The sequence below is a fragment of the Amycolatopsis sp. NBC_00438 genome (assembly GCF_036026695.1).
Classification (GTDB): domain Bacteria; phylum Actinomycetota; class Actinomycetes; order Mycobacteriales; family Pseudonocardiaceae; genus Amycolatopsis.
Genome location: NZ_CP107923.1, coordinates 7,917,713 through 7,929,700 on the forward strand (window position 1 = coordinate 7,917,713; position 11,988 = coordinate 7,929,700).

The 11,988-nt window shown below is 70.0% G+C and carries 9 protein-coding genes; 3 read left to right on the top strand and 6 right to left on the bottom strand.

Going from position 1 to position 11,988, the window contains the following annotated elements:
• Positions 1-17: 17 nt before the first annotated feature.
• Positions 18-206: a hypothetical protein gene (locus OG494_RS36095; RefSeq protein WP_328446417.1), complete on the bottom strand. Its 189-nt coding sequence runs from the start codon at positions 204-206 to the stop codon at positions 18-20.
• Positions 207-216: 10 nt separating this feature from the next.
• On the opposite strand from OG494_RS36095, the gene OG494_RS36100 reads away from it, so the two are divergent.
• Entirely contained in the window at positions 217-810 is a 594-nt protein-coding gene (locus OG494_RS36100) for an excalibur calcium-binding domain-containing protein (RefSeq protein ID WP_328446418.1), read from the top strand.
• Positions 811-861: 51 nt separating this feature from the next.
• Here OG494_RS36100 and OG494_RS36105 read toward each other — a convergent pair whose 3' ends face one another.
• Positions 862-1,665 (bottom strand): hypothetical protein, encoded by an 804-nt coding sequence (locus tag OG494_RS36105; protein WP_328446420.1) that lies wholly within the window; start codon positions 1,663-1,665, stop codon positions 862-864.
• A 54-nt stretch (positions 1,666-1,719) separates the two neighbouring features.
• Positions 1,720-5,751: an AAA domain-containing protein gene (locus tag OG494_RS36110; protein WP_328446422.1), complete on the bottom strand. Its 4,032-nt coding sequence runs from the start codon at positions 5,749-5,751 to the stop codon at positions 1,720-1,722.
• Between the two features lie 268 nt (positions 5,752-6,019).
• On the opposite strand from OG494_RS36110, the gene OG494_RS36115 reads away from it, so the two are divergent.
• Positions 6,020-8,302 carry a helicase-associated domain-containing protein gene (locus tag OG494_RS36115; RefSeq protein WP_328446424.1) on the top strand — a complete coding sequence of 761 codons (2,283 nt, stop codon included), beginning with the start codon at positions 6,020-6,022 and terminating at the stop codon, positions 8,300-8,302.
• Here OG494_RS36115 and OG494_RS36120 read toward each other — a convergent pair.
• Together OG494_RS36120 and OG494_RS36125 are read right to left on the bottom strand one after the other, a co-directional pair.
• Positions 8,299-8,952, bottom strand: coding sequence for a class F sortase (locus tag OG494_RS36120; RefSeq protein ID WP_328446426.1), 654 nt, complete (start codon positions 8,950-8,952; stop codon positions 8,299-8,301). The two genes, OG494_RS36115 and OG494_RS36120, sit on opposite strands and share 4 nt — an antisense overlap.
• On the bottom strand, positions 8,949-9,449 hold the full coding sequence (locus OG494_RS36125; RefSeq protein WP_328446428.1) for a calcium-binding protein: 501 nt from the start codon (positions 9,447-9,449) through the stop codon (positions 8,949-8,951). The genes OG494_RS36120 and OG494_RS36125 overlap by 4 nt, the downstream gene beginning before the upstream one ends.
• Before the next feature lie 302 nt (positions 9,450-9,751).
• On the opposite strand from OG494_RS36125, the gene OG494_RS36130 reads away from it, so the two are divergent.
• Positions 9,752-10,378 carry a response regulator transcription factor gene (locus tag OG494_RS36130; RefSeq protein WP_328446429.1) on the top strand — a complete coding sequence of 209 codons (627 nt, stop codon included), beginning with the start codon at positions 9,752-9,754 and terminating at the stop codon, positions 10,376-10,378.
• A 212-nt stretch (positions 10,379-10,590) separates the two neighbouring features.
• On the opposite strand, the gene OG494_RS36135 is transcribed toward OG494_RS36130, so the two are convergent.
• Positions 10,591-11,973 carry a GAF domain-containing protein gene (locus tag OG494_RS36135; RefSeq protein ID WP_328446430.1) on the bottom strand — a complete coding sequence of 461 codons (1,383 nt, stop codon included), beginning with the start codon at positions 11,971-11,973 and terminating at the stop codon, positions 10,591-10,593.
• Between the last annotated feature and the right edge of the window lie 15 nt (positions 11,974-11,988).

Here is an 11,988-nt window from a genome sequence, read left to right on the forward strand (position 1 = left end):
CACCCATCCGATCCGGGTCACCCGCGCCCGAAAAAGCGATTCCCGAAATGGCTTACGATCACCTTGGCGGTTTTCGGGGTCTTGTTCGTCCTCGGCGCGATTTTCGGGAAAGCACCCCAGCAGGACACGACCGCGGCGCCCGCGGCGACGACGTCGGCCGCGCCGGCCACCAGCGCCTCCCCGGCACCGGTCGCGGTGACGTACACCGTGGCGACCGTGTCGGATGCCGCTACGTTCGAAGCGCTCGGGAGCGACGGCACGCGCAAGACCGTGCACGTGCTCGGCGTCGTCACGACTGGAGCTAGTACGGACTGCTTCGGCGCGGAAACCCTGGCGTGGGCGGGCACGAAGCTCACCGGCACGGTGATCCACCTCGGCGCGGAGACGGCGGAGGGAGTCGCGGTGGCACTGGCCGACGGCCAGGACTACGCGACGCTGGCGCTTCAGAATGGCTATCTCAAGTCCGCGACAGCCGCCGCGTCCGGCGCTGAAACCGCTGCACGACAGGCTGCCAAGGGTTTCTGGGGACCACCGTGCAACGGGTCCGCGAGTCTTCCGGCGCCCCCGGCACCGCAACAGCCGACCACGATGCCCCCGGCGCCGAGCACCAAGGCAGCGCCGAAGCCGCCACCGGCCCGGACGACCACCGAGGAGCCGCCTCCGGCTCCCGAACCGGATACCAGCAGTGGTGTGTACTACAAGAACTGCGCGGCCGCGAAGGCCGCGCACGCGGCGCCGCTGCACATCGGGCAGCCGGGCTACCGGGCCGAACTGGACCGTGACCACGACGGCGTGGCCTGCGAGACGTAACCCGGTCGATCGAAGGCCTGGCCGCGAACCGCGACCAGGCCTTCGCCGTGCTCACGACCCGATCGGCTGCAGGTTCTGCTCCAGATCGTTCAGGATGGCGTGCACCGGCGCCCAGCACAGCATCACGCTGTCCGCGTCGAACCGAGGCTGCTCCGACATTTCCTTTCGGGGATGGATGAAGTTCCGGAAATCGCGGACGTTGTGCGCGAACTTCTTCGCGTCGAGCTGAATCCAGTCCTTCGCGTGCGTGATGTCGATGAGCATCTCCAGCGTCGCCCGATCGGCTTTGATCCGCTGGCTCTGCTGTCGCGGATTGACGAATCCGTTGGCCCTGATGTCGTTGTCGCGTTCGGTCAGCACGGTGAGCAGCAGGCCTTCGACAAAACTGCCGATGCCGATGATCGCCATCGTGTAAGCGCCGCCGGCCTCGCAGGCCTGGGTTTCCTCCACCCGTCGCGTCAGCATGTCGACCGCGCCCGTGTCGGTGATCAATGAACCGAGGCGTTTCCGGATCTCGGGCGGAACCGAGTACCTCGGCTGCTCGCCCTCCGCGGTGAGTTCGCCGATCACCGGCCGGCCACCGATCAACGTAACCACCAGGCCTTCCGGAGCCAGCTTCTCGTTGACCACCGCACGGAAGTCGTCCGCGGTCGCCGCACCGTCGTCGTATTCGATCGGATCACACACCCGGCAGAGCAGGCGTTCGACCTCGGCATGGCTGTCGGCGCGCTCCGTGAGCTGATCTCGTAACCACGGCACTCGCGGGGAGCCGTCGTACTCGGGCGGGTCCGCCCAGCCGGCGTGCCGGAGTAGCTCCTCCAGCTGGTAGCCCTTCCGCTCGTACGCGCCACCCATGTCGACGATGACCTCGGCCAGCCGGCCGACCGTCCGGGAGTCCAACGGGAACATTCAGTTCTCCTCTTTGTCCGCGAGATGTTGCGCGATCTCGATCGCGCGGCTCAGCCGCTCGACGATGCGCTGGCCACGACGCCGGAAACCCAGCTCGGCCACGGCCTGTCCCAGTCGCTCCTCGGCGTCGAGCAGCAAGCCGTCGCTCATGAGCCAGCGGCAGATCTCGATGAGCTGCCGCTCGCTGTATTCCTGGATCGGCAGCCCCGAGGGGATGCGCGGACGCGGTCCGCGGACCGCGGGCGGTGGCGGTTCGGCGCGCGGCGGGGAAATGGGTTCCACAGGCGATTGCGGTGCGGCGTCGGCCTCGGCCATCGCCTGGTGCCAGGCCATGACGATGTTGTCGGCTTCTTTCTCCGGGTCCGCGAACCAGGCTGAAGACCAGACACGGTGGAAGCGCCAGCCGAGGTTTTCCAGGTGGGCCTGGCGGAGCCGATCCCGATCCCGGGCGCTGTGAGACTGGTGGTAGCGGTGTCCGTCAGCCTCGACAGCCAGGACCATCCGCCCAGGCTGATCGCGATGCTCCAACGCGAAGTCGATCCGGTATTCGGAGAAGCCCCACTGCGGGTGGACGGGAACACCCCGGCCCACCAGCGCGTCGAGGATCGACCGTTCGAACCCGTTCAGCGGCAGGTCCGCCGGCCTTCCAACCTGGTCGGCATTCAGGTGGGTGGCGAAATCGAGATAGCGCCGGAGCAGTTCGGTGCCGGTGATCTCGGTGGACGGCTCGATGTCGTGGTGGGTGAACGACGCCACCACCGTCATCCGGCGCTTCGCGCGCGTCACCGCGACGTTGACCCGGCGCTCGCTGCCCTTCCGGTTGAGGAAACCGAACCCCGTCTTGTTGATCTTGCCCGACGCAGTGCGCGCGACACCGACACTGAGGATGATCGCGTCCCGCTCGTCACCCTGGACGCTTTCCAGGTTCTTGACGAAGAACCGGCGGCCCAGCTCCTTTTCGTCGTCGGAAAAGAACTCCTCGAGGTCCGGGTTGTCTCGGCGAGCGCGCATCAGCCCTTGCTCGATGCGCGCCTGATGCTTGATGCCGGGGGTGATGACGCCGAGGCTTTCGCCTCGCCTGGTCCGAGCGTGCTCCATGATCAGCTCAACCACGCGCTCGACTTCCGCCGGAGCCGAACCGCTCTGCCCGGGTGACGCCTCCCCGTTCACCGTGACGAGCGTGACCGGCGTTTCCTGCTCTGCGCCGGGAAAAGTGACCAGGCCGTTGCGGTAGATCTCTTTGTTGGAGAACGCGATCAGACGCTCGTCGGCACTGCGGTAGTGCCACCGAAGCATCTCCTGCGACGGCATGATCGGCCGAAGGGCCGTCAGCACGGATTCGTAGTCCGAGAGATCGCCTTCGTCGTTGTCGTCGTCCTCGTCGTCGACGGTGATGGCCCGGTCGAAGAAGCTGGACGGCGGCAGCTGCTTCTCGTCTCCGGCGACCACGAGGTGCTCGCCGCGCATGATCGACGTGATCGCGTCGTGTGGGCGGATCTGGCTCGCTTCGTCGAAGATCACCAGGTCGAACAGCCGCTCGGCCGGTAACATCCGGCTCACCACCAATGGCGACATGGCCCAGCACGGCCGGAGCGAGAGCAGCACGTCCGACGTCTTCTCGACGAGCTTGCGGGTCGGCATGTGCCTTGTCTTCAGGCTCGCCTGCTTCTTGAGGATCTGAGCCTGGTCTCGATAGGTGTCCTGGGCTTCGCGAGCGTGCTTGGCCACCTGCCGGCGCACTCGCCGGGCCGCAGTCGCGAAGTGCTCTCGATCAGCGGCCCGGAAGTCGGCCGCGGCCCGGCTCTGCCGGTCCGCGACGAACTGCCCGAGTTCCGGCACCCGCAGCTTGAAGTCGTCCTCGATCGACGAGAGCCAGATGCGTTCGAAGGCGCGCCAGGCTTCGTCGGAACCGAGGTTGCGGGCCGCGATGTCGTTGAGCAGCTGGTCGAGGCCCAGCCGCCGGAGCCGGTCAAGCAGCACGTTCAGCCCCGGCATCTTGAACAACATGTTCCGGTCGCTCTCCAGCGCCGCGAGCTTCTGTTCGACCTCGGGCGCGGGTCCGGCGGCCAAATCCGGCCACTGCGCGGACACGGCCACAGCCGCGAGCTGGTTACGCAGCTGCGCGAAGTCCCGGGTGACCTGGTCCAGGCCGATGATCTCGGCGGGCACCACATCCGGACCGCCTAGTTCCCGCCAGTGCTGCCGCTGCCCGAGCACCGTCGTCAACGCCGCGTAGAGCGCGGGCTTCTTCGTCAAGCCGGTCCTGGTGATCGACCGGAGTTGTTTCACCAGCGCTCGTCGCTGTCCCCACGACAGCCGGCGCTGGTAGCGCGCACGCGTGGCCCGATCCCCGGTCGCCTGCGCGAAGTCGTCGAGCTGGGTCCCGAAGATCGTCGGACCGAAGACGCCGACACTCTGGGTGATGCCGTCGAGCAAGCTGAGCACCTGATCCCAGCCGGAGAAGTCCTGGGGCTGTCGCAACCCGACCTGCGCGACCAGCCGCTGCATTCCGGTCTGGCTCCGCTTCAACGTCTGGTTCGCCACCTGATCAAGCTGGACCAGCACCGCTTCGGCTTCGTTTTCGGTGCGGACCTGCGTGTTGCACCACGGCGTCTCACGTCGCAAGATCCGCAAGCCGCCCTGGTCGACAAAATCCTTGATGTCCTGTTCGAGCCGGGCGACGACCGCGGCGTCCAACGCTCGCAACTGGTTGCCGCGAAAGGCGCCCCGGACATCCGGGCCCGGCGGCAGGTCGAGCAGCCGCTGCCGGACGTCGTACGCGCTCAGGTCCCACGGCTGCCGCCGCGTGTGGAGTTCACGAGAGTGGTCGAGCAACCGCTGCCGGGCGCCGGACAGCCGGTTGTGCAACGCCGTGACGTCGACCGGCGGCTCCCTCGACAGCTGGTCCAGGCTGAGCGCAAGCTGCTGCGCTACTTCCCGCTTGCTGATCTTCTGCTGGTGCAGGTCGAACATCAGGCCGTCGAGCCCGACGGCCGCCAGCCGGTTGAGGACCGCCTCGATCGCCGCCCGCTTCTCGGCGACGAACAGCACCTTCTTCCCGGTGGCCGCGGCCCCGGCGATGATGTTCGCGATCGTCTGGCTCTTCCCCGTGCCGGGCGGTCCTTCGATGAAGACGTGCCGGCCCGACAAGGCCGTCATGATCGCCCGGTGCTGCGACGAATCCGCGTCTTGGACCAGGAACTCGTCAGCCGGCGGCAGGGAGTCCACGGGCGGCGGCCGGAACCCACCCTCCGCGACCAGTGACTCGCCGGCCGGTACGAACCCGGCCATGGCCGCGACCAGGTCGTGCGATGCCAGCAGCTCGGTCGCGCTCGCCAGATCTTCGACCATCGGGAGCTTCTCGTAGTTGAAGGTGCCGAGCACGACGGCCTTCTCCAGCTGGAGCTGGATCCCCTGAGCCGCGGCGACCTCGGCCAGCCGGGCGTGCGCGGCCTCCATCTGGGTCGTGTGGTCCGCGGCGGTGTCGATCACCTCGCCGACCCGGTCCGCAAGCCCCTCGACGTCGACGCCGTACTGCTCGTTGAGGGCGTGGAGCAGCACCGGGTTGAGTTCCGGCTCGTCCGTGAGTTCGAGCGTGTAGTCGCTCTCGGAGGTCGTCCTGGCCTTGATGGTGACCGGCCGCAGCAAGAGGGGCGCCCGCAAGGCGGGCACCGGAACTGCGCCTTGCCGCTGCCCGGGTGTGGTGCGCACCAAGCCGAACGCGATCCGGCCGACGTCAAGGCCCTGCTCCTCTTCGAAGAGCTGGATGCGTTTGCCGAGGCTGCGGGCTCGGCTGCAGGCGTCCTTGAGTTTCTCGGGCGCGGGCACCAGTTTGCTCAGCCGCACCTTGGAGCGAGTCGTCAGCTCTGTCAGCGCGGCCGGGTCGGCGTCGGTCAGCTCGAGGCTGCCCAGCTTGGTGCTCTTGAAGTAGAGCAGGGTATTGCGAAAGCTGAGGTCGATGAGGTTGCGCCGCCATTCAACGGCCTTCGCGGCGACGACGTCGAGCCGCCCGGTGTCCAGTTGTGCGGTCATGCCGCTGTTCCCCCTCGGCAGAACGGTTTGGTTGACCTGACGTGACCGGCACGCAAGGGCCCGCCGTTCTGCGACGAGCCCTCCAGTCTTCCAGAAGATCGCATCCGGCGGAACTCACTCGATCGGATTGCATCGAGTGCGGTCATCGCTCTCCTCCCGGGTTCCGGTGAGAGATCGTTTACCGCGACTCGCTTGTCACACCCAAACGATCAATCCACCCATTCGGCCCTGACGGACGACACCATCCGGTGATGGCTAGCCTGGGCCGATGACCACCGCCGACGGATTGCTCGGCCGGCTCGCGGGGCTCGACCGGCAGCGCCTCGCGACCGTGCTGGCCCACCGGCCGGACGTGCTCGGGGAGCCGTGGCCGCGACGGCTGGACGTCGTCGCGGCGCGGCTGGCCACGGCCGCGTCCGTGAACGAGGCCCTGCTCGGGTTGCCGACGCCGCACGCGCAGGTCGTGCGGGCCTTGCAACTCTGTTACGCGCTGGGGACGTGGCCGGCGCCGGTCGCCGAAGCCGCCCGGCTGCTCGGCACCGGGCCCGGCGTCGTCGAGTCCTTTGTGGACGAACTCGCGGAGCGCGCGCTGGCCTGGCGCGAGCCCGGCGGCGTCACGCTGCCGGAGCTGCTGCGCAGGACGGACTTCCGCGCGAACGGCCTCGGCCACCCCGCCGCGGACCTGCTCGGCGAGCTCGGCACGACGCGGCTCGCGCGGCTGTCGCGGGCCGTCGGGCTGCCGGACGACGTGCGGCGAACCGATCTGCTGCAGGGTCTCGTCGGGTTCTTCCGCGACGCCGAGGGCCTGCGCGAACTGGCCGGCACCGCGCCCGAGCCCGTGCAAAAACTGTTGCGGGACATGGCCGAGGGCGTTCCCGAGGTCAACGCCGCGACGCCGCTGCCGGGTACTCCGGAAGCCTGGGCGTTCGAACGCGGCTTCCTGTTCGGGACGTATTACGGCAGCGCCGCCATGCCCGTCGAGGTGTCGCTGGCCCTGCGCGGCCCGGACCACCACCTGCCGTTCACGCCGAACGAACCCGGGTGCCCCGTCGTCGACATCGGGGCCGAGTCGGCCGAAGCCGCGTCGTCGGCCGCCGCGTTACGGCTGCTCGACCGCGTCTCGGCCGTGCTCGAACTCGCGACCGCCGAGCCGTTTCCGCTGCTCAAGGTCGGCACGATCGGGTCGAGGCTGATCAAGAAGGTGGCCAAGGAGGTCCGCGGCACCCCCGAGGAGATCGAGCTGGCCATCGACCTCGCCGTGCAGACCGGGCTGCTGCTGGCCGAGGAGCCCAACCCGCCGCGGCGGGGCCAGAAGACGCCACCGCCGACGCTCGAACCGGACCCCGACGTCCTCCGGCCCGCCCCGGCGCTGCTCCACCGCCTGCTGTTGACGACCTGGTGGGACTCCGCCTCGCCGGTGGACGGCACGGACGTCGGCGCGCAGGTGCGGCGGCTGGTCGTCCGGCTGCTGGCGCGCCTCGACCCCGGCCGCGGGATCACCGACGCCGGCGCGCTGACGCGGCTCGCCGAGTGGCACGCGCCGATGCTGCCGACCGAGGACTTCGCCGGGCACGTCCAGGCCGTGCTCGCCGAGGGTGAGCTGCTCGGCGCCGTCGCGCACGGCGCCGTCACCCAGGCCGGGCGCGCACTGCTCGACCCGGGCAAGCTCGTGGAAGTCACCGAAGCGCTCGTGGCCCACGCCCGCACGACGGCGTTGTTCGGCACCGACCTGACCGCGATCGTCCCCGGCTCCCCCGACGCCCGCCTCGCCGCGCGACTGGACCGCGCCGCCGATCGCGAGACCCAGGGCACGGCGACCAGCTGGCGGTTCTCGCCGTCGACCGTCCGGCGGGCCTTCGACCAGGGCGCCACCGCCGCCGACCTGCTCGACGAGCTGGGCGCGATCGCGTCCGGCGAGCTGCCGCAACCGTTGGTGTACTTGATCAACGACGTCGCGCGGCGCCACGGTGAGGCGCGGGTGCTCGACGTCGCGAGCGTCGTCGTCGGCGAACCGCCGGTGCTCGCCGAGATCGCCGCGCACCGCAAGCTGGCGAAACTCGGCCTGCGTGCGGTGGCCCCGACCGTCTTGACGTCCACAGTGGACGCGTCCGGCACGCTCGAGGCGTTGCGCGAAGCCGGTTACGCGCCGACGCACCACGCCGCCGACGGGAGCATCGTGCTGCCCGCCCGGGAGCAGGCCGAGCCGAAGGTCGCCATCCGCGATCCCGAGGCCGCCGACCGGAAACCCGACCCGCTGGCCCACGCGGACCGGCTGCTGGCGGCCCCGGTTAGCGGCCCGAACCTGCAGCGCGGGCAGCTCGCGCGGGCGATGAGCGACCGCTACGCGGGGCGGCTCACGCCGAAGCAGCAACAACTCTGCTGGCAGCTGGAAGCCGGCGTCCCGGTGGACGTCGTCTACCGCGCGGACGGCGCCGAACCCGCGCGGCTGGTCGTCGCGTACCCGGAGCTGGACGACGACGTCCTCGACGTCTGGTCGCTGCACGACCGCGCCTACCGCCGGCTGGAGCTGGCGCGGATCGACCTGGCCTAAGCCTCGACAGCGGTGAGGTTCGCGAAGGCCACGACGTTGTCGAGGTAGTTCCCGCTCGAGTGGTCGAACGCGCCGCCGCAGGTGATGAGCCGCAGCTCGGGCCCGGTCGTGTCGCCGTAGACCTCGTCCGTGGGGAAGTCGGCCTTGGCGTAGCGGCCGACGCGGTAGACGGTGAAGACCGCCGTCCGGCCATCGGTGCGGCCCACCCGCACCTGCTCGCCGGAGCGCAGGTCCTTGAGCTTGCTGAACGCACCGGGCACGTGCTTGTAGTCGACGTGCGCGGCCAGCACCGCCGGCCCGACCTCGCCGGGCGACGGCGCGCCGGTGAACCACCCGACGGTCGTCGCGTCGGGCGGGACCTGCAGCTCACCGCCGGGCGTGAGCCCGAGGTCGGCGATCGACCCGGCGCGCACGCCGATCGCCGGGATGCTCAGCGACGCCGGTTTCGCCGCCGGGAGCCCGCCGTGGGGCGGGGTGGCCGTGGTACCGGCGCCCCCCGCGGCGCTCGTGTAGGGCGGCGACGGCGGCGGCGCGACCTGATCCGACGCCGGTGCCGAGAAGGCCAGGACGAGTGCCACGACCACGACCACGCCGAGCGCGGCGGCGACCGCCGCGATCGCCGGCCACAGCGGTGGGTGCGGCCGCCTCAACTCGTGCGCCGGCGCAGGTAGAGCACCATCCCGCCGGACGTCGCCGCGGCCAGCAGCGCGCCGCTGAGCAGGAGGAACCCGGGGGTGTCTTCGTCGGGCTCACCGCCGCCGGTGGCCACGCCGCCGACCGGCTTGACCTTGACCTGGCCACCTGTGGTGGCCTTCTTGGTGGTCGTCGACTTCGGGGTGGTGTGCGTCGAGGTCGACGGCTGCGGCTGCGCCGAAGTGGGCGCGGGCTTGGAGGTGTTCTGCACCGGGCGGTGCGGCAGGTCTTCACAGGCCTTGCCGTCGTTGTCCTTCCCGTCCAGGCCGTTGGGGTCGGACGGGTCCTGGTCGTAGACGGCCTGCGCGTCTTCCTGGTACTGGAAGTCCGAGCAGTTCTTGTCGCCGACCGCGAGAGGTGTCGCGAGCTGCGCGGAGGCGAGGGAGACGGGGCCGAGGAGAGCGAGCCCGGCGACGGCTGCGGCCGTCGTCAGGGCACGACGAAATAAGGACAACGGAAGTCCTTCCGGGGAAGAATCGGAATCGAACACGGCTCTGGCGCCGCGATGCGTGGTTAATATCGCGACCACGTCGAGGCCGTTACGGACATTTCCGAAATTCGCGCGGCCGCCGGCGAACGCCAGCGCCCAACCAAAATCCGGGCGCCTCGTGATTCTTCGCCGGATCGCTGGTCGAATCGCCTTGACCAGCGTTTTCTTCCGCCCGGAAATTCGTTGTAATACGTACCGGTCGGAATGTCGGACGATCTCCGTCACCTCTTCGAGCGAATTGGCCGCCCACCCCGTAACCTGGGGGTATGCCGATCCAGGTACTGCTCGTCGACGACCACGAACTGGTCCGCCGCGGGCTCCGCGACCTCCTCGGCGACGAGCCCGACATCGAGGTCGTCGCCGAAGCGGGCAGCGTCGAAGAGGCGTTGGCGGTCGCGATGCACGTCGAGCCGGAGGTCGCGGTGGTCGACGTCCGGCTCGGCGACGGCGACGGCATCACGCTCTGCCGCGAGCTGCGGTCGAAACCGAATCCGCCGGCGTGCCTGATGCTCACGGCGTTCGACGACGAAGAGGCGATGGTCGGCGCGATCATGGCCGGCGCGGCGGGCTACCTGCTGAAACAGGTGCGCGGGCAGGACGTGGTGACCGCCGTCCGCGAGGTCGCGGCCGGCCGGTCGCTGCTGGACCCGGTGAGCACCGCGCGGGTGCTGGACAAGATGCGCCACCCGCCGACGGACGAGCTGGCCGCGCTGACCGAGCGCGAGCGCGACGTGCTCGAGCTGATCGGCCAGGGCCTGTCGAACCGGGAGATCGCCGAGCGGCTCTTCCTCGCCGAGAAGACGGTCAAGAACTACGTCACTTCCGTGCTGGCGAAGCTCGGCATGCAGCGCCGGACGCAGGCCGCTGCCTGGGTCGCGCGCCGGGAGAAGTAACCCGCCGCAGCGGGACTGTCCGCAAGCCGCCGTTCGCTGCGTACTTTTCACGGCCGTGTCACCGTGCGCCACGTCAGGCCGGGTTTACGCACCCCGGATTCACTCGAACGTGAGTCGAATATATGTTCGAGAATTCGGTAAGATTCTTCCCGAGGACGTGGGAAGGAGGCTTGGATGACCCGAGAAGGGTGAGCCCGAGTCAGGTGTGCTTGTCAGTCGAGAGGCAGGTCGAACGCCACCAGGGTGCCGAGGCTGGGTGAGGAGTTCAGGAAGAACTTCCCGCCCGCGGCGTCAGCGCGTTCGGCGAGGTGGCGCAGGCCGCGAGTGGCGACACCTTGGGGGACGCCGGAACCGTTGTCCCGGACGCGGAGCTTCACGCCGTGCGAGTCCCGGGCCAAAGTGACGCGGGTTTCGCTCGCGCCGGAGTGTCTGACCACATTGGACAGTGCTTCGCGCAGGGCGGCCCGGATGTGATCGGCGCGTTCGGCGGGGACGTCGGCGAACTCACCGGACAGCTCCAGGGTCGGCGGGTAGCCGAGCAGCTCCCCCGCGATACGGACCTCGCCGCGCGCCGATTCGGCAAGGTCGGCCGGCGTGCCGGTGTCGTGGCGAGGTTCCGCTGACCGCAGCGCGCGCACGGTCCCGCGGATCTCCTCGATGGTCTGGTCGAGCTGGTCGATCGCGTCGGACAGGCGAGCGCCGTCGGCCTGGGCGAACCGCTTGCGCATGTTGCGCCGCACCCGGTCGAGCTGCATCCCGGCGCCGTAGAGGCGTTGGACGATGACGTCGTGGAGCTCACGGGCGATGCGCTCCCGCTCCTCGTAGAGCGCGACACGGTGGCGAGCGTTGGCGCCCTCGGCGAGCGCGAGCACCACTCCGGCTTGCGCGGCGAAAGCGACGAGCATTTCCACCGTCCCCGCGGAGAAGGGCTCGCGCCCCTGCTTCCGGTAGACGGTGAGTGCGCCGAGCACGCGGCCCCCGGACCCGAACGGCGCGGCGGCGAAGGGCCCGTACCCGTGCAGTTCGGCGGGAACGTAGGGCGCGGTCCGCGGATCGACGGTGAAGTCATCGCTGGCGATGGGTTCACCACCGCGGGCGACCCGTCCGGCCGCGGAGTCGGCGGGAAGGGACAGCCCGCGGAGCGACTCCCCGACCACCGGGACGTCAGTACTGCTGTCGGCGGCTGCCGGTTCGCTGCCGCGCGCGCTCGGCCGCGAAGTGTCCGGCTCCGGTGCGGTCGGCGCTGACGCGGCTGACCCCGCGACGGCGTTGCCGGCCGAGGCGTTCGGCTCGCTCGCGCGTCCGGGCTCGCCTTCCGGCTCGACCTCGGTGACCCCCGTGCGAGTCGGCGTGGCGCGTAGCCCGTCGGCGGACGCGGCGACCTCGCCCGGGTGAGGTGTGGCGTAGTGGGCGGCCTCGACGACCACGCGGCCGTCGTCGGCGCTGACCATGGCCAGGCCGAGGTCGGCGTCGGCGAGTTCGGCGGCGCGGGCGACGACCGTGTCCAGCACCGCGCCCGGGTCGTCGCCGGACAGGGCGGTGCTGGTGATCTCGGTGGCGGCGGACAGCGCCCGCGCGGCAAGCGTCGGATCCATGAGTTCCGTCATTAT